15 protein-coding genes are annotated in these 17,813 nt (G+C 72.4%); 8 read left to right on the top strand and 7 right to left on the bottom strand.

The annotated features are described in order from the left end of the window. Positions 1–131: 131 nt before the first annotated feature. The 8 genes from serA (at position 132) to cimA (ending at position 10,613) form a co-directional block, all read left to right on the top strand. The gene (gene serA / locus ACWD4U_RS12195; RefSeq protein WP_363451041.1) at positions 132–1,718 is read left to right on the top strand and encodes a phosphoglycerate dehydrogenase; all 1,587 of its coding nucleotides are present in this window, start codon (positions 132–134) and stop codon (positions 1,716–1,718) included. A gap of 282 nt (positions 1,719–2,000) precedes the next feature. Continuing rightward, positions 2,001–2,159, top strand: a complete 159-nt coding sequence (locus ACWD4U_RS12190) for a hypothetical protein (RefSeq protein ID WP_363450881.1) — start codon at positions 2,001–2,003, stop codon at positions 2,157–2,159. Between the two features lie 95 nt (positions 2,160–2,254). Continuing rightward, on the top strand, positions 2,255–5,395 hold the full coding sequence (locus ACWD4U_RS12185; protein ID WP_363450879.1) for a S8 family serine peptidase: 3,141 nt from the start codon (positions 2,255–2,257) through the stop codon (positions 5,393–5,395). Between the two features lie 28 nt (positions 5,396–5,423). Then, positions 5,424–6,005, top strand: coding sequence for a Uma2 family endonuclease (locus ACWD4U_RS12180; protein WP_363450877.1), 582 nt, complete (start codon positions 5,424–5,426; stop codon positions 6,003–6,005). 63 nt (positions 6,006–6,068) lie between these two features. Beyond that, positions 6,069–7,106 (top strand): 3-isopropylmalate dehydrogenase, encoded by a 1,038-nt coding sequence (locus ACWD4U_RS12175; protein ID WP_363450875.1) that lies wholly within the window; start codon positions 6,069–6,071, stop codon positions 7,104–7,106. 167 nt (positions 7,107–7,273) lie between these two features. Then, on the top strand, positions 7,274–8,386 hold the full coding sequence (locus tag ACWD4U_RS12170; protein WP_363450873.1) for a branched-chain amino acid aminotransferase: 1,113 nt from the start codon (positions 7,274–7,276) through the stop codon (positions 8,384–8,386). A gap of 92 nt (positions 8,387–8,478) precedes the next feature. Then, a complete protein-coding gene (locus tag ACWD4U_RS12165) occupies positions 8,479–8,679 on the top strand; it encodes a PDDEXK family nuclease (protein WP_363450871.1) in 201 nt (66 codons plus the stop codon). A gap of 332 nt (positions 8,680–9,011) precedes the next feature. Further along, positions 9,012–10,613 carry a citramalate synthase gene (gene cimA, locus ACWD4U_RS12160; protein WP_363450869.1) on the top strand — a complete coding sequence of 534 codons (1,602 nt, stop codon included), beginning with the start codon at positions 9,012–9,014 and terminating at the stop codon, positions 10,611–10,613. A gap of 79 nt (positions 10,614–10,692) precedes the next feature. On the opposite strand, the gene ACWD4U_RS12155 is transcribed toward cimA, so the two are convergent. The 7 genes from ACWD4U_RS12155 to ACWD4U_RS12125 all read right to left on the bottom strand — a co-directional run bounded on the left by ACWD4U_RS12155 (position 10,693) and on the right by ACWD4U_RS12125 (position 17,806). Then, the gene (locus tag ACWD4U_RS12155; protein ID WP_363450867.1) at positions 10,693–11,277 is read right to left on the bottom strand and encodes a GTP-binding protein; all 585 of its coding nucleotides are present in this window, start codon (positions 11,275–11,277) and stop codon (positions 10,693–10,695) included. Then, on the bottom strand, positions 11,258–11,893 hold the full coding sequence (locus ACWD4U_RS12150) for a DUF742 domain-containing protein (protein ID WP_363450865.1): 636 nt from the start codon (positions 11,891–11,893) through the stop codon (positions 11,258–11,260). The genes ACWD4U_RS12155 and ACWD4U_RS12150 overlap by 20 nt, the downstream gene beginning before the upstream one ends. 165 nt (positions 11,894–12,058) lie before the next feature. Then, positions 12,059–12,472: a roadblock/LC7 domain-containing protein gene (locus ACWD4U_RS12145; RefSeq protein WP_363451039.1), complete on the bottom strand. Its 414-nt coding sequence runs from the start codon at positions 12,470–12,472 to the stop codon at positions 12,059–12,061. Between the two features lie 10 nt (positions 12,473–12,482). Continuing rightward, positions 12,483–15,905: a nitrate- and nitrite sensing domain-containing protein gene (locus ACWD4U_RS12140; protein ID WP_363450863.1), complete on the bottom strand. Its 3,423-nt coding sequence runs from the start codon at positions 15,903–15,905 to the stop codon at positions 12,483–12,485. A gap of 309 nt (positions 15,906–16,214) precedes the next feature. Continuing rightward, positions 16,215–16,799, bottom strand: a complete 585-nt coding sequence (locus tag ACWD4U_RS12135) for a GTP-binding protein (RefSeq protein WP_363450861.1) — start codon at positions 16,797–16,799, stop codon at positions 16,215–16,217. Continuing rightward, positions 16,780–17,223: a DUF742 domain-containing protein gene (locus tag ACWD4U_RS12130; protein ID WP_363450859.1), complete on the bottom strand. Its 444-nt coding sequence runs from the start codon at positions 17,221–17,223 to the stop codon at positions 16,780–16,782. Before ACWD4U_RS12130 ends, ACWD4U_RS12135 begins: the two co-directional genes overlap by 20 nt. A gap of 169 nt (positions 17,224–17,392) precedes the next feature. Then, positions 17,393–17,806: a roadblock/LC7 domain-containing protein gene (locus ACWD4U_RS12125; protein ID WP_363451037.1), complete on the bottom strand. Its 414-nt coding sequence runs from the start codon at positions 17,804–17,806 to the stop codon at positions 17,393–17,395. Between the last annotated feature and the right edge of the window lie 7 nt (positions 17,807–17,813).

Below are 17,813 nucleotides of genomic sequence, written 5' to 3'. Positions count from 1 at the left end.
TCCCGAATACGCGTCAGGCCCACAGCGTCGTGCGTCTAGCTACGCGACATGCCACCTTCCCCCGCCACGTGTACGCCACCTTCCGTCGGGCGGGGTGAACCGGACAGTTAGGACACACTGTCGTGAGCACTGTGACATCCAAAAGCGCTGTCGTACTGATCGCCGAAGAGCTGTCGCCCGCCACCGTCGACGCGCTGGGCCCCGACTTCGAGATCCGGCACTGCAACGGTGCGGACCGCACCGAGCTGCTGACCGCGATCGCCGACGTCGACGCCATCCTGATCCGCTCCGCCACCAAGGTGGACGCCGAGGCGCTGGCCGCCGCGAAGAAGCTCAAGGTGGTCGCCCGCGCCGGCGTCGGCCTGGACAACGTGGACGTCGCCGCCTCCACCAAGGCCGGCGTGATGGTCGTGAACGCGCCGACCTCCAACATCGTCACCGCCGCCGAACTCGCGTGCGGCCTGCTGATCTCGGTCGCCCGCAACATCGCGCCCGCCAACGCCGCGCTCAAGCAGGGCGAGTGGAAGCGCAACAAGTACACCGGCGTCGAGCTGTCCGAGAAGACCCTCGGCGTGGTCGGCCTCGGCCGGATCGGCGTGCTGGTGGCCCAGCGGATGTCCGCGTTCGGCATGAAGATCGTCGCGTACGACCCCTACATCCAGGCCGCCCGGGCCGCGCAGATGGGCGTCAAGCTGCTCTCCCTGGACGAGCTGCTGGAGGTCTCGGACTTCATCACCGTCCACCTCCCGAAGACCCCGGAGACCATCGGCCTGATCGGCGAGGAGGCGCTGCACAAGGTCAAGCCGACCGTGCGCATCGTCAACGCCGCCCGCGGCGGGATCGTCGACGAGGAGGCCCTGGTCCGGGCGCTGAAGGACGGCCGGGTGGCCGGCGCAGGCCTGGACGTGTACGCCAAGGAGCCGTGCACCGACTCCCCGCTGTTCGGCTTCGACAACGTGGTCGCCACCCCGCACCTGGGCGCCTCCACCGACGAGGCGCAGGAGAAGGCCGGCATCGCGGTCGCCCGGTCGGTGCGCCTCGCGCTGGCCGGCGAGCTGGTGCCGGACGCGGTGAACGTCCAGGGCGGCGTGATCGCCGAGGACGTCCGTCCGGGCCTGCCGCTGGCCGAGAAGCTCGGCCGGATCTTCACCGCGCTGGCCGGCGAGGTGGCGGTCCGGCTCGACGTCGAGGTCCGCGGCGAGATCACCCAGCACGACGTCAAGGTGCTCGAACTCTCCGCGCTGAAGGGCGTGTTCGAGGACGTGGTGGCGGAGACGGTGTCCTACGTCAACGCCCCGCTGTTCGCGCAGGAGCGCGGCGTCGAGGTGCGTCTGACCACCTCCAGCGAGTCGCCCGAGCACCGCAACGTGATCACCGTCCGCGGCACCCTGGCCAACGGCGAGGAGGTGTCGATCTCCGGCACCCTCTCCGGCCCCAAGCAGACCCAGAAGATCGTCGGCGTGGACGCCTTCGACGTGGACGTCGCGCTCACCGACCACATGGCCTTCTTCCTGTACGAGGACCGGCCCGGCGTGGTCGGCACCCTCGGCCGGATCCTCGGCGACGCCGGCATCAACATCGCGGGCATGCAGGTCGCCCGCGACGGCGAGGGCGCGCTGGCCTCGATCACCGTGGACAGCGAGGTCTCCCAGGAGGTGCTGGCCGAGATCGCCGGTGCCATCGGCGCCAAGTTCGCCCGCGCGGTGAACCTCGGCTGACGGCCCCTCGACGGCCCTGACCGGCCCCCTCGCCCCGGCGGCGAGGGGGCCGTTCGCATGCCGCGGGGTGAACCCCGTCTCAGATACTAGGAAATCCAAGTAAATCTGCGGACAGTCGGGCCTCCCCGTCGTACCGTGGAGGGGTCATACGGTGTGCCACCCCTGCAAGCCAGGGTGCATGGCCCGTGCGGCCCGTACGCGGTGCGGCAGGCGACCCCTGCTAGGCGTACCCCCTCCCCACCCTCGTTGCGCGCCGCTGCGCCCCCGCACCAAGGAGCCGGTATGCCCTTCGTCGCAGACCGTCACACCCCCGCCGTTTCCCCCTCCGCCACCACCGCCGTCCCGCGCCGTCGCCGGCGCGCCGAGGCCGACCCCCGGGCCGCCGCCGCCCTGCAGCGCGCCCTGGACCGCCGCGACAACGGCGGCGTGACCGGCCACTGAGGCCAACTCGCCGACTACGCCGGGCGAGTGACGCAGTGTCACCCTGCGGGTGAACTTGCTCGCCCGGACCGGTGACCGCTCTCTAGCTTGGGGGCGTGCGCACCACCCCTCCCGGCGTCCTCCGCGCCCCGCTCGGCGTCCTCGCCGTCGCCCTCGCCCTGCTCGTCCCGGTCGCCCCGGCGTCCGCCCGACCGGCGGTGCCGGGCGGGCCGCAGGTGACCGTGCTGGTCGAGCTGAACGCCGAACCCGTCGCCGGGGCCTGGCGCCGCGCCCAGGACCAGGCCAAGCGCGAGCGGCGCGGCTCCGTCGAGGTGCGCCGGATCGCCGCGGACGCCGGCCGCGCCCAACGCGCCGCCACCGACCGGTCGTTGGACCGGCTGGCGGCCGCCGTGGGGGAGTCGCTGCCCGGCGTCCAGCCGCTGTACCGCACCCGCACCCTGGTCAGCGGCCTGGCCCTGCGGCTGCCGGCCGCCGAACTGCCCCGGCTCGGCACCCTGCCCGGGGTGCGCGCGGTCCACCCCGTGGCGCTCAAGTACCGCGCCAACGGCCACTCCGTGCCGCTCACCGGCGCGCCCGCGGTCTGGTCCGGTCCGGACGGCGACACCGGCGCGGGCGTGCGGATCGGCATCGTCGACTCCGGCATCGACTACACCCACGCGGACTTCGGCGGCCCCGGCACCGAGGAGGCGTTCCGCGCGGTCGACGGCGCCAAGCCCGCCCCCGCCGGGCTGTTCCCGAACGCCAAGGTGGTCGGCGGCCGGGACCTGGTCGGCGACGACTACGACCCCGACCCGTCCTCCCGCACCTTCCAGCCCACGCCGCACCCGGACGACAACCCGATCGACTGCATCCGCGGCGGCCACGGCACGCACGTCGCCGGCACCGCCGCCGGCCTCGGCGTCACCGCCGACGGCCACCCCTACGGCGGGCCGTACCGGCCCGCCCTGGACCCGGCCGCGTTCAAGGTCGGCCCCGGCGCCGCGCCCGGCGCCCAGCTGTACGCGATCCGGGTGTTCGGGTGCGACGGCTCCACCGACCAGCTCTCCGCCGCCCTCGACCTGGCCGCCGACCCGAACGGCGACGGCGACCTCGCCGACCGGCTCGACGTGGTCAACCTCTCCCTCGGCAGCGCGTTCGGCCGCCCCGGCGACGCCGACGCGCTGGCCGCCGACCGGCTCGCCGAACTCGGCACCGTGGTGGTCGCCGCGGCCGGCAACGAAGGCGACGCCTTCGGCATCGGCGGCAGCCCCGGCACCGCCGCCCGGGTGCTCACCGCCGCTGCCTCGGTCGACGCGCACGGCGACGCCGACGGCATCACCGTCACCGCCCCCGCCAGCCTGGCCGGACCGGTCCCGGCGCACTGGAGCAGCCGCTACACCGGCTGGGCGAGCACCGACGCCGAGGGCGAACTCGCCGTCCCCGCCGAGCAGTCCGACGGCTGCACGGCGTTCTCACCCGCCGACGCCGACCGCCTGCGCGGGAAGATCGCGGTGCTCGGCTGGCGGACCAAGGACGCCGACCGGGCCTGCGGCTCCGGGCCCCGCGCCGACCACGCCGCCGACGCCGGAGCGATCGGCGCGGTCTTCGCCGCCGACGGCGACTACCTCGCCGAGATCGCCGGCGACGACCGCGTCCCCGCCGCGCTGATCGCCCACTCCGACGCGCAGCGGCTGCTCGCCCCGCTCGGCACCGGCCCGGTCCGGGTCCGGCTCGCCGCCCCCGGCAACCCGCTGCACGGCGCGGTCGCCCAGGACCAGCCGCAGCGCACCGACACCCTCGCCGCCTTCACCTCCCGCGGCCTCGGCGTCCCCGGCGTGGTCAAGCCCGACCTGGCCGCGCCCGGCGAGACCATCTGGTCCGCCAAGGTCGGCAGCGGCACCGGCGGCATGCGCGAGGACGGCACCTCGATGGCCACCCCGCACCTGGCCGGCGTCGCCGCGCTGGTCCGCGCCGCCCACCCCGAGTGGAGCTCCGCCGAGGTCAAGGCCGCGCTGATGAACACCGCCACCGACACGTACGCCGGCCCCGACCGCACCGGCCCCGCGTACGGCCCCGAACGCACCGGCGCCGGCCGGGTCCGGGCCGACCTGGCCGTCCGCACCCCCGTGCTCGCCTACGGCACCGAGACCGACGGAGCCGTCGGCGTCTCCTTCGGCCCGGTCGAGGCCACCGGACCGCTCACCGCCACCCGCGAGGTGACGGTCCGCAACCTGGGCGACCGTCAACTCGGCTACGCGGTCGGCTACCGGGGCGCCACCACCGTCCCCGGCGCCTCCTTCGCGCTCTCGCCCGGCCGGATCGAGGTGCCGGCCCACGGCGCCGCCACGGTCACCGTCACCCTCCGGCTCGGCGCCGACCTCGGCCGCGCCCCCGACCCCACCCTCGACCTGCTGCAGGCCGGCCGGGCCCGCAGCTACCGCGGCGAACTCTCCGGACAGCTCACCCTCACCCCCGCCGACCCCGCCGTCCCCGCGCTGCGCGTCCCGCTGTTCGCCGCGCCGCGCCCCGCCAGCGCGCTCACCGCCCTCGGCACCGCCGCCGAGTTCGCCGTCTCCGGCGGCACCCGCCCCGGCCTGCTCACCGTCCTGCAGCCCGGCGGCGCCGGCGAACGCTGGCCGGACTGCCCCGGCCGCGACCTGTGCGTCACCGACCCGGGCGACCGCGCCGCCAACCTCCGCTACGCCGGCGCCGCCGTCGACGACCACGGCATGCTCTACCTCGGCGCCGTGCTGTGGAGCCCCGCCGCCACCCCCGCCGGAGCCTTCGGCGTCCGCGCCTCCCTCGACCTCGACGGCGACGGCACCCCCGACGCCACCGTCCTCGCCGACCGCCTCAAGGGCAGCGACGTCCTGGTCGCCCGCACCCTCGACGCCCGCACCGGCGCCGAACTCGACGTCCAGCCGCTCAACGGGCGCTGGGGCGACACCGACACCGCCCTGCTCGACTCGGACACCGTCCTGCTGCCCGTCCGGCTCGCCGCGCTCCCGCCGCTCACGGCGCCGCGCTACAGCCTCTGGACCGCCCAGTCCGACGACCCCGCCGACGCCCTCGCCACCCTCGGCCCCTTCCCCTTCGACCCCACCCGCCCGACCCCCGTCCTCCACCCCACCCACCCCGGCGACCACCTCCACACCCCCCTCCCCGACGCCCTGGTCCTGCACCACCTCAACCCCACCGGCCACCGCGTCCAACTCCTCACCCCGAAGGGTGACTCCACCGGAGAACCGGGCCGGTAGCCTGGCAGCACAGGCCAGAATCCCCACCATGGGAGCACTGATGAGCGTCGACCCGGACCCGTACCCGGACTGGCTCCGCCCGCCGGTCGGCGGCTACCGGGCCGACGACCTCGACCGACTGCCGGACCTCCCGCCGCACACGGAGCTGATCAACGGGAGCCTGGTTTTCGTGAGTCCGCAGACCCGATTCCACATGCGGACCATCCGCGCACTCGAGCGAGCCCTTGAGGACGCCACGCCGGCCGGGTGGGAGGTGTGGCGGGAGATGACCGTCAAGCTCAACTCGCGAAACCGCCCCGAGCCCGACCTGATGGTGGTGAACCAGCACGCGGTCACCGGCCCGAGGCAGACGTCCTGCGCGCCGGAGGACGTGCTGCTGGTGGTCGAGGTGGTCTCGGAGGAGTCCGAGGAACGGGATCGGGACACCAAGCCCCGGAAGTACGCGGCCGCCGGTATCCGCCACTTCTGGCGGGTGGAGAGCGACAACGGCCGACCCGTCGTCTACGTCTACGAACTGGATCCGGCGACGAAGGCCTACGGCGTCGCGGGTATCCACCACGGTCTCCTGAAACTCGACGTGCCGTTCCCGGTCGAGCTGGAGCTGAGCTGACACACCGTCCGGATGATGGACGGTGCGTGCTCATCGCCTGGGACGGGGAGTAGTGTCCGATTTATGTCTCGCACCATTCGTCTCGCTGTGATCCCGGGTGACGGCATCGGCCAGGAGGTCGTCGCCGAGGGCCTCAAGGTGCTCAGTGCCGCGCTGCCCGCCGACGTCAAGTTGGAGACCACCGAGTACGACCTCGGTGCCCGGCTGTACCACCGCACCGGGGAGACCCTTCCCGACGCGGTGCTGGAGGAGCTCAAGGGCCAGGACGCGATCCTGCTCGGCGCCATCGGCGACCCGAGCGTGCCGTCCGGTGTGCTGGAGCGCGGGCTGCTGCTGAAGCTGCGGTTCGCCTTCGACCACCACATCAACCTCCGCCCCGGCAAGCTCTTCCCGGGTGTGCGGTCGCCGCTGGCGGGCGACCCGGAGATCGACTTCGTGGTGGTCCGCGAGGGCACCGAGGGCCCGTACGTCGGCAACGGCGGCACGCTGCGCACCGGCACCCCGCAGGAGGTCGCCACCGAGGTCAGCCTGAACACCGCGTTCGGCATCGAGCGGGTCGTCCGGGACGCCTACCGCCGGGCCCAGGCGCGTCCGCGCAAGAAGCTGACGCTGGTGCACAAGAACAACGTGCTGGTGCACGCCGGCCACCTGTGGACCCGGATCTTCGAGCGGGTCGGCCAGGAGTTCCCCGAGGTCACCACCGACTACCTGCACGTGGACGCGGCGACGATCTTCTTCGTCACCAACCCCGCGCGCTTCGACGTGATCGTCACCGACAACCTGTTCGGCGACATCCTCACCGACCTCGCCGCGGCCGTCACCGGCGGCATCGGCCTGGCCGCGTCCGGCAACATCAACCCGAGCGGCGACTTCCCGTCGATGTTCGAGCCGGTGCACGGCTCCGCGCCGGACATCGCGGGCCAGGGCAAGGCCGACCCGACCGCCACCGTGCTGTCGGTCGCCATGCTGCTGGAGCACCTCGGATTCACCGCCGAGGCCGCCACGGTCGAGGCCGCGGTCGCCGCGGACCTGATCGAGCGCTCCGGCACCCGGTCCACCTCGGAGGTCGGCGACGCGCTCGCCGCCCGAGTATCCGGCTGACCGGCCGGTTCACAATTCCGGCCGGTGGGCCGGTTCATAGCGCACACAGCCTCCCGGCTGTTCGGCACGGCCCTCTTGATGCGAGTATCGACAGTGGGCCGTGCCGTCATGCGTTGTTCGCCTGGCGGAAAGGCCCAGCCCAACCCCACGGTGAAGGACAGACAGCCATGAGCACGCCCACCCAGGCGCCCATCACGTTCGACCTCAAGCCCTCCGCGCACCCGCTGTCCGACGCGGAGCGCGAGGCCCGACTGGCCAACCCCGGTTTCGGGCGCGTCTTCACCGACCACATGGTGACCATCCGGTGGACCGAGGGCCTGGGTTGGCACGACGCGCAGTTGACCCCGTACGCGCCGCTCGAGATCGACCCGGCCAACATGACGCTGCACTACGGCCAGTCGATCTTCGAGGGCCTCAAGGCGTACCGCCAGGCCGACGGGTCCATCGCGACCTTCCGTCCGGAGGCCAACGCGGCCCGCTTCCAGTCGTCCGCCCGCCGCCTCGCGATGCCCGAGCTGCCGGTGGAGACCTTCGTCGAGGCGGTCGAGCTGCTGGTCCAGCAGGATCAGGCGTGGGTGCCCAGCCAGCCCGAGCAGAGCCTCTACCTGCGGCCGTTCATGTTCGCCACCGAGGTCGGTCTGGGCGTTCGCCCCGCCAACTCCTACCTGTTCATGATCATCGCCTCGCCGGCCGGTGCGTACTTCCCCGGCGGCGTGAAGCCGGTCTCGGTCTGGCTCTCCGAGGACTACGTCCGGGCCGCGCCGGGCGGTACCGGCGCCGCGAAGTGCGCCGGCAACTACGCCGCCTCGCTGGTCGCCCAGGCCGAGGCCGCGGCCAAGGGCTGCGACCAGGTGGTGTGGCTGGACGCCGCCGAACACAAGTGGGTCGAGGAGATGGGGGGCATGAACCTCTACTTCGTCTTCGGCGAGGGCGAGGACGCCACCGTCGTCACCCCCGAGCTCTCCGGCGCCCTGCTGCCCGGCATCACCCGCGACTCGCTGCTCGGCCTCGCCGCCGACCTCGGCCACCGCGTCGAGCAGCGGAAGATCTCCACCGACGAGTGGAAGCAGGCCAACGCCGACGGCACCCTCACCGAGGTCTTCGCCTGCGGCACCGCCGCCGTCATCACCCCGGTCGGCGCGGTCAAGTCCCGCACCGCCGACTGGACCGTCGGCGCCGGCGAGCCGGGCCCGATCACCATGGAGCTCCGCAAGGCGCTGCTCGCCATCCAGGGCGGCCAGGCGCCCGACACCCACGGCTGGCTCCACAAGATCGTCTGACCCCGCGGCCCGGGCGTCCCCTGCCGGACGCCCGGGCTCGATAGCCTCGGAACCACCCACTCGTCGAGCTTCACGGAATGGAGGGAGGGACCATGACCGCCGCGACGCACGACGCGATGGCCGGAACGGACTCCCCGCTGTACCTGCTGGTGGACCGGCAGCGGAACGCCGTGGTGCTGTACAGCCACCCGGCGGGCGGCGACTACGCGGCCAGCAACGCCGTGCCGGTCGGGGACCCGCTGCCGCTGCCCAAGCCGTTCGGGTTCGACCTGGCGACCGAGCGGCTGACCTGACACGTTTCGGATGGCGAGACACGCGCGCCGCGGTCGTGGACATGTGCAAGACTCCGAGCGTGTCCTCGCTTTCGCTGATTATTAGCAGCAGGCGCGCCGGTCCGCAGTGACCGTTCCGTAGTACCACCCTGACCGCGGAGCGACCACGAGCGTCCAGACCCGCGCGCAGACCTCTCGCACCCGCGAGGGGTCTTTTGTTTTGCCCCAGGACCGGACCGGGCTCTCACGAGGGGGCCGGGGATACCGGGGCAGCGCGCGGGATGCTGGACAGTGGAGCCGGATTCCGAACCCGGCACTCAGCAGTAACTCCACCGAATGGAGAACCCAGGGCCATGACCGAGGCCAACAGCCGCCCGCAGGACGGCTTCCATGTCTTCGACACCACGCTCCGCGACGGCGCACAGCGCGAGGGGATCAACCTCACGGTGGCCGACAAGCTGGCCATCGCCCGACACCTGGACGAGTTCGGCGTCGGCTTCATCGAGGGCGGCTGGCCGGGCGCCAACCCCCGAGACACCGAGTTCTTCGCCCGGGCCGCCGCCGAGCTCGACCTGAAGCACGCGCAGCTGGTGGCGTTCGGGGCGACCCGGCGGGCCGGCGGGAAGGCGGCGGAGGACCCGCAGCTGGCGGCGCTGGTGGCCTCCGGCGCGCCGGTGGTGACGCTGGTGGCGAAGTCGCACGACCGGCACGTGGAACTGGCGCTGCGCACCACGCTGGAGGAGAACCTGGAGATGGTCCGGGACAGCGTGGCGTTCCTGCGCGCCCAGGACCGCCGGGTGTTCATCGACTGCGAGCACTTCTTCGACGGGTACAAGGCGAACCCGGAGTACGCGCTGGCGGTGGTGCGGGCCGCGCACGAGGCCGGCGCCGACGTGGTGGTGCTGTGCGACACCAACGGCGGGATGCTGCCGGCCGGGGTGCGGGAGATCGTCGCCGAGGTGCTGGCGGCGACCGGGGCCCGGCTGGGCATCCACGCGCAGGACGACACCGGCTGCGCGGTGGCCAACACGCTGGCCGCGGTGGACGCCGGGGCGACGCACGTGCAGTGCACCGCGAACGGTTACGGCGAGCGGGTCGGCAACGCCAACCTGTTCCCGGTGGTGGGCGCGCTGGAGCTGAAGTACGACCGCCGGGTGCTGCCGGCCGGCAGCCTGCCCGAGATGACCCGGATCTCGCACGCCATCGCCGAGGTGGTGAACCTGACCCCGTCGACCCACCAGCCGTACGTCGGCTTCTCGGCGTTCGCGCACAAGGCGGGCCTGCACGCCTCGGCGATCAAGGTGGACCCGGACCTGTACCAGCACATCGACCCGGAGCAGGTCGGCAACACCATGCGGATGCTGGTGTCCGACATGGCGGGCCGGGCCTCGATCGAGCTCAAGGGCAAGGAGCTGGGCTACGACCTGTCCAGCGACCGGGACCTGGCCGGCCGGGTGGTGGCGCGGGTCAAGGAGCAGGAGATGCAGGGCTACACGTACGAGGCGGCGGACGCCTCGTTCGAGCTGCTGCTGCTGGACGAGGTGAACGGCGAGCGGCGGCGGTTCTTCACGCTGGAGTCCTGGCGGACCATCAGCGAGCAGGGCCCGGACGGCCGGCCGGTCAACGAAGCCACCGTGAAGCTGCGGGCGAAGGGCGAGCGCAAGGTCGCCACCGGCGAGGGCAACGGCCCGGTGGACGCGCTGGACAGGGCGCTGCGGACGGCGCTGGAGCCGATCTACCCGCCGCTGGCCAAGATGGAGCTGGTGGACTACAAGGTGCGCATCCTGGAGGGCCAGCACGGCACCGGGTCGAAGACCCGGGTGCTGATCGAGTCCAGCGACGGCACCGCGAGCTGGTCGACGGTCGGCGTGGCGGACAACGTCATCGCGGCGTCCTGGGTGGCGCTGGAGGACGCGTACACCTACGGCCTGCTGCGGGCCGACCAGCAGCCCTAGGGCCGGTCGGGAAGCGCTGGAAGCCAGAAGCGTGAAGGGGGCGTGCGGAGCGGTCCGCACGCCCCCTTCTGACGCCGCGTCACCGGAGTCGGGCGAGGAGGGCGTGCTCGACGAGGGTGATGAGGGCGCTCTTGGCGCTGTCCCGACGGCGGGCGTCGAGGGTGATGATCGGGATGTCGGGGTTGAGCTGGAGCGCTTCGCGGACTTCCTCGGGGGTGTGGGCCTGGTGTCCGTCGAAGCCGTTGAGGGCGACGACGAAGGGGAGGCCGCTGTTCTCGAAGTAGTCGAGGGCGGGGAAGCAGTCGGCGAGGCGGCGGGTGTCGACGAGGACGACGGCGCCGATGGCGCCGCGGACGAGGTCGTCCCACATGAACCAGAAGCGGTCCTGGCCGGGGGTGCCGAAGAGGTAGAGGATGAGGTCTTCGTCGAGGGTGATGCGGCCGAAGTCCATGGCGACGGTGGTGGTCGTCTTGCCGGAGACGTGGCTGAGGTCGTCGATGCCGGCGCTGGCGCTGGTCATGACGGCTTCGGTGCGCAGCGGGTTGATTTCGGAGACCGCGCCGACGAGCGTCGTCTTGCCCACGCCGAAGCCGCCCGCGACGACGATCTTGGCGGAGGTGGTCGCGCGGCTGGGGGTGGCCGCGTTAGAGCTTGCGAAGTCCACTGAGGACCCTTTCGAGCAGCGTGACGTCGGGCTGGTTGCCGGATTCGCCGCCGGCTGCGGGCTGGTGGATGGCGACCAGGCCGGCCTCGGCCAGGTCCGCCACGAGGATGCGGGCGACCCCGAGCGGCAGTCCGAGCAGGGCGGAGATCTCGGCGACGGACTTCACGTCCGAGGTGCACAGGCCGCAGATCCGCTGGTGCTCGGGCAGCAGCGTGGCGAGCCGGGCCGGGTCGACCGAGGCGGAGACCAGGGCCTCCAGCGCCAGTTCGTACCGGGGCCGGGTGCGCCCGCCGGTCATCGCGAACGGCCGGATCAGCGGCTCGGCGTCCTCGTAGTCGTCGTACTCCTCGACGTGCCCGGGCTGGTCGTTCGGGTCCTCGTAGCGGTGCGGCAGCCCGGTCTGATCGGGGTACGCCTCCTGGCCGGGGTACGACCGGCCGTAGTCGCCCTGCTGCGGGTAGAAGCGCGGGTCGGGCTGCTGCGGCACGTACGACTGGCCACTCGGGTACTGCGGCTCGTACTGCTGACCGTGGCCGACGCCGGGAGCCCCGAATGCGTCGTGGCCGGTGCCCGGGTACGGGACGCCGAACTGGCCACTGTGGTCGGGCGGTGTCACGGTTCATCTCCTCAAGGGGTGCGGCGGTGCGGTGCGGGCCGCGTCGCCGGGGAGCGCCGTGGCCGGTGGTGCGGGGCCGTACAACGCCCGATCCCGAGGCCGCCGAAGCGACCTCGGGACGGGCAATGAGGTCTTTCGAATACCAGGACGGTATCCGACGAACCGTCAGTGCAGGAGACTGCCCTGGAGTTCGGCCCGCAGAGCGGGCGTCAGCACTGCTCCGGCGCGGTCCACGAGCAGTGCCATCTCGTAGCCGACGAGGCCGATGTCGGAGTCGGGGGAGGCCAGCACGGCGAGGGCGGAGCCGTCGCTGATGGCCATCAGGAAGAGGAAGCCGCGCTCCATCTCCACTACGGTCTGGGTCACTTCGCCGCCCTCGAAGATCCGGCTGGCGCCGGAGGTCAACGAGGTCAGTCCGGACGCGACGGCGGCGAGCTGGTCGGCGCGGTCCCGGGGGAAGCCCTCCGACATGCACAGCAGCAGACCGTCCGCGGAGACCACCACGGTGTGGGACACCCCGGGGGTGTTGTCCACGAAATTGGTGATCAGCCAGTTCAGGTTCTGTGCGGCCTGGCTCATCTGGGTCAACTCAACGCTCCTGCTGGTTCGAGCCGCCGAAGAGATCGGTGCTGCTGTTGTGCGGTCCATCTCCGTACGCCCCCTGGTCGGGGTCGATCCGGAAGCTGCCGGTGGCCTGGGTGTCGCCGCCGGCCTGGCGGCCCTGCTCGACGCCGCGGCGCAGGTTGGTCAGCCGGCCGCGCACCTCGTTCGGGTCGCGGGAGACCGCCGGGCCGTCCTGCTGGGTGGGCTTGGCGTTGCCCGGCACCAGGTTCTGCTTCGGCACCCGGCGGGGCAGGCCGGAGGCGGTGGTGCCGGCCGAGGACGGCTCGCGCAGCTTCTCGGCGCGCTGCCAGTCCCCGTCGTTCGGCGACTCCCACTCCGGGCGGCCCGCCGCGGTCGGACCGGTCGGGCCGTAGCCGCCGAGCGCCGACACGTCGTGGCCGCGCGACTCGGCGGGCGCCGAGGTGTCCTTCGCGCCGGTGAACCAGTTCGGGCTCTCGCCGGTCGACTGGCCGAACACCGGGGGGGAGCCCGCCAGCTGCTGGCCCGGACGGCGCTGCGGGAGCCCCGCGGCGGTCGCCCCGGAGGCCGAGCGGGCCGGCGGCAGCGCCGGGGTCTCCTCGGTCGGGTACGGGTGCCCGGCGGGCTCCTCGTAGCCGTAGTCCTGCTGCTGGTACCCGTCGGCGTACTCCGCCTCCTGGTACCCCTGCTCCGCGTACGGCGCCTGGCCGTAGGGAGCGGGCGCGAACGGGTCGTCCTGGTAGTGCTGCTGACCGGCGGGCGCGTACTGGTCGCGGCCGTACGGGTCCTGCTGGTAGCCGTAGGAGTCGTCCTGGTAGCCCTGCTGCGGCTCGAACGGGCGGCCGTAGGCGTCGTACTCCGGACGGCGGTAGTCCTGGCCGTAGTCGGCGGCGTAGGGCTCCGCCGGGTACTGCTCGGCCTCGTACCGCTCCTCGCCGTACGGGGACTCCAGGATCTCCGCCTCCACCGGCTCCTCGACGGCGGCCGACGGGCCCGCCTCCAGGGCGGCGAGGCGGCGCTGCTCCTCCAGGCGCTGGGAGCGCTGCATGGACTCCAGGGCGGGCGAGAAGCCGCCGCCGGCCTGGCCGGTCAGGTGGTCGTCGAAGCCGAGCTCGGCGGCGCTGCGCTGCGGCGCGTCGAAGGCGGGCCACTCACCGGTCGGCTCCTGCTCCGCGAAGATCCGGGAGACCGTGAACTCCTCCTCCGGCTCCGGCATCCGGCCGAGCTGGGTGAGCAGCTGCGGGAGCATGACGAGCGAGGTGGTGCCGGCCGACTCGCCGGACGGGCGGAGCTGGACGCGGATGTCGTGCCGCTGGGACAGCCGGCCGACCACGAACAGGCCCATGCGGCGGGAGATGGTGGCGTCGACGGTGGGCGGCTCGGCCAGCTTCTCGTTGATCTCGGCGAAGTCCTCGGCGGTCAGGCCGATGCCCTTGTCGTGGATCTCCACCAGCACCCGGCCGTCCGGCAGGCGGGTGGCGTTGACCAGCACCCGGGTCTGCGGCGAAGAGAACGAGGTGGCGTTCTCCAGCAGCTCGGCGAGCAGGTGGACGAGGTCGGTCACGGCGGGGCCGACCACGTCGGCCTCCGGGATGCCGGCGAGCTCGATGCGCTCGTAGTGCTCCACCTCGGAGGCGGCCGCGCGCAGCACGTCGACCAGCGGCACCGGGGTGTTCCAGCGGCGGCCCGGCTCCTCGCCGGCGAGGACCAGGAGGTTCTCACCGTTGCGGCGCATGCGGGTGGCGAGGTGGTCCAGCTTGAAGAGGTTCTCCAGCTGGTCCGGGTCGGCCTCGTTGTTCTCCAGGTCGGTGATCAGCGCCAGCTGACGCTGGATCAGGCCCTGGCTGCGGCGCGACAGGTTGGTGAAGATCGCGTTGACGTTGCCCCGCAGCAACGCCTGCTCGGCGGCGAGCGAGACGGCCTGCTGGTGGACCTGGTCGAAGGCGCGGGCGACCTCGCCGATCTCGTCCCGGCCCCACAGCGGGATCGGTGTCACCGAGGTGTCCACCCGCTCCGGGTCGGTCTTGGAGAGCTTGTCGACCAGCTCGGGCAGGCGGTGGTTGGCGATGTCCAGCGCGGCGGTGTTCAGGGTCCGCATGCCGAGGATCATCGAGCGGGCGATGAAGCCGGTGAGCAGACCGGCCAGCACCAGCGAGGCGATCACGATCAGCGAGTTGAGCACCCAGTCGGTGAACGCGCGGTCCTTGATGTTCTGCGCGTCGGCGACGACCTGGTCGAGCAGGGTGCTCTCCGCGCTGCGCAGCGCGTTCATGTGGCTCTTGGTGGCCTGCTCCCACAGCGGGCGGGTCAGGCCGTCCTTGCCGGCCGCGTCGATGATCGCGGCCGCGCCGTCGCCGCCGCGGGCGGCGATGGAGAGCTGGCTGGAGTAGGCCAGGCCGACGCTGAGCAGACCGCCCATGGTGGGCAGGCTGTGGCCGTCCGGCATGCGCAGCGGCAGCCGCTGGTCGGCGGTGGCCTGGGCGACCAGCGCGTCCGCGTAGGTCTTGACCTCGTCCTCGGCGGAGGCGGTGTTGAACTCGCCGATCGCGGTCGACTCCAGCTTGTTGGCGACCACCAGGCCGGAGATCAGGTCCTCGCCCTCGTGCGGGTCGACGCCGCCGACGCCGAGGCCGACCAGCAGGTTGAGCATCAGCGCGCGCTGGGTCGAGGCGGACGCCTTGGCCAGCGACATCGCGTAGATGGCGCGGCCCTTGGAGGTGACGTTGGAGGAGCCGAAACCGACCGAGTTGTCCATCGCCAGCAGCGGCGCGAACATCAGCGAGTACGCGCTGGCGGTCGCGGTGGCGAACAGCTCCGGCTTGTAGGCGTTGTCGCGCAGGTGCGGCAGGTAGACGGCGAGCTGCTCGAAGGCCGCGTTGCGGCGGGCCATCGTCGGGTCGTCCTTGATCTTGGCGAACTCGCTGCGGTAGGTGGCCAGCGCCTGGTCGGTGTTGGCGCGCAGCTTGGCGACCTCGCCCTTGTCGCCCTGCCCGGTGAGCAGCGGCACCAGGGTCTGGTCGCGCTCGGACTCCAGGGCGTCGGCGAGGTTGGTCGCGGCGCTCGCCACGTTGGCGATCTTCACCGCGCGGTCGGCCTTGTTGTAGTCGTCCAGCGAGGTGTTGACGCGCAGACCGCCGAAGACCAGGGCGATGACGACCGGGATGACCAGGATCGCCACCAGACGGGTCGGCACCCGCCAGTTCAGCGGCGACAGGAAGTCGTACCGGGATCCCGTGGCGGGGCGCTGCCTGGCGGCTCCCGGGGCGTCCTTCGCGGCACCGGGGCGCTCGGCCTCGCCGGCGGCGGGGCGGCCTGCGCCGCGTTCCTCGGCCGAGCTGAACGCCGAGAACTGGCCGGTGGGCTGAGTCCCCGGCTCCTGCTGGCGGGGCTCGGAGCGCCGCTGCGGGGTGACTGGCTGCTTACGCCTCACTCGACAACAACCTCTCGACCGACTGGCGGCCATGGATCAAAGCGGCGGCTACCCCCCGACGGGCCGCGACCCGCGTGGGTCCTACGGGGTAGCAGGAATTTCAACACGAGCCGGAGGAGCGGACAAACGGCTCCTCCACCCCGTGCGCCAGGGGTGGAAATCGGACATTCGGGGGCGATCCCCCGCAAACTTCAAGGTCATTGCCGCGCACCGGATTTGGGCCACTACGCAGTGTCAGTCAGACCCGTCAAATGCCTACCGAACTGTTACCGGGGGACGCGAACCATCTGCGGAAGCGTCCCCCGGACGTCACCGGAGTCGGGCGAGGAGGGCGTGCTCGACGAGGGTGATGAGGGCGCTCTTGGCACTGTCCCGGCGCCGGGCGTCGAGGGTGACGATCGGGATGTCGGGGTTGAGCTGGAGCGCCTCGCGGACCTCTTCCGGGCTGTGGGCCTGGTGTCCGTCGAAGCCGTTGAGGGCGACGACGAAGGGGAGGCCGCTGTTCTCGAAGTAGTCGAGGGCGGGGAAGCAGTCGGCGAGGCGGCGGGTGTCGACGAGGACGACGGCGCCGATGGCGCCGCGGACGAGGTCGTCCCACATGAACCAGAAGCGGTCCTGGCCGGGGGTGCCGAAGAGGTAGAGGATGAGGTCTTCGTCGAGGGTGATGCGGCCGAAGTCCATGGCGACGGTGGTGGTCGTCTTGCCGGAGACGTGGCTGAGGTCGTCGATGCCGGCGCTGGCGCTGGTCATGACGGCTTCGGTGCGCAGCGGGTTGATTTCGGAGACCGCGCCGACGAGCGTCGTCTTGCCCACGCCGAAGCCGCCCGCGACGACGATCTTGGCGGAGGTGGTCGCGCGGCTGGGGGTGGCCGCGTTAGAGCTTGCGAAGTCCACTGAGGACCCTTTCGAGCAGCGTGACGTCAGGCGTACCGCCCGACTCGCCCGCGGCGGCGGGCTGGTGGATGGCGACCAGACCGGCCTCGGCCAGGTCTGCGACGAGGATGCGGGCGACCCCGAGCGGGACTCCCGCCAGCGCGGAGATCTCGGCGACGGACTTGACCTCGCGGCACAGCGAGACGATCCGGGCGTGCTCGGGGAGCAGGCCGTTGGAGTTCGCGGTGCCGGTGGACGAGATCAGCGCCTCGATGGCCAGCTGGTAGCGCGGCCGGGTGCGTCCGCCGGTCATCGCGTACGGACGGACCAGCGGCTGCTGCTCGTAGCCGCCCGACTGCTGGCCGCCGTACCCGCCGGCCTGCTGTCCGCCGTAGCCGTTTCCGTACCCGTTGCCGTAGCCGGCGGGTGTCGGGGGCGGGGTCATGCGTCCTCCTTGTGCTGCAGCCGTCCGCAGCGGGTGCTCTGCCGGAGCGTTGCCGGCTGACTGGGTGTCAGCCGCGGTGCGGCGACGACTTGGGGTGGGGTGCCGGACCCGGGTCGGGAGGGTCCGGCACGGTGAGGGACGTTCGGGAGACGTGGGTGGGGACGGACCGTCAGTTCAGCAGGCTGCCCTGGAGTTCGGCCCGCAGGGCGGGGGTCAGGACGGCCCCCGCGCGGTCGACGAGCAGGGCCATCTCGTAGCCGACGAGGCCGATGTCGGAGTCCGGCGCGGCCAGCACGGCGAGGGCGGAGCCGTCGCTGATGGCCATCAGGAAGAGGAAGCCGCGCTCCATCTCCACCACCGTCTGGTTGACCTCGCCGCCCTCGAAGATGCGGCTGGCGCCGGAGGTCAGCGAGGTCAGCCCGGAGGCGACCGCGGCGAGCTGGTCGGCGCGGTCCCGGGGGAAGCCCTCCGACATGCACAGCAGCAGACCGTCGGCCGAGACCACCACTGTGTGGGACACCCCGGGGGTGTTGTCCACGAAATTGGTGATCAGCCAGTTCAGGTTCTGTGCGGCCTGGCTCATCATCTGA

The sequence above is a fragment of the Kitasatospora sp. NPDC002522 genome (assembly GCF_053595195.1).
The sequence above is the reverse complement of the archived record's forward strand: the minus strand, read 5'-3'. Positions and strand labels throughout refer to the sequence as shown.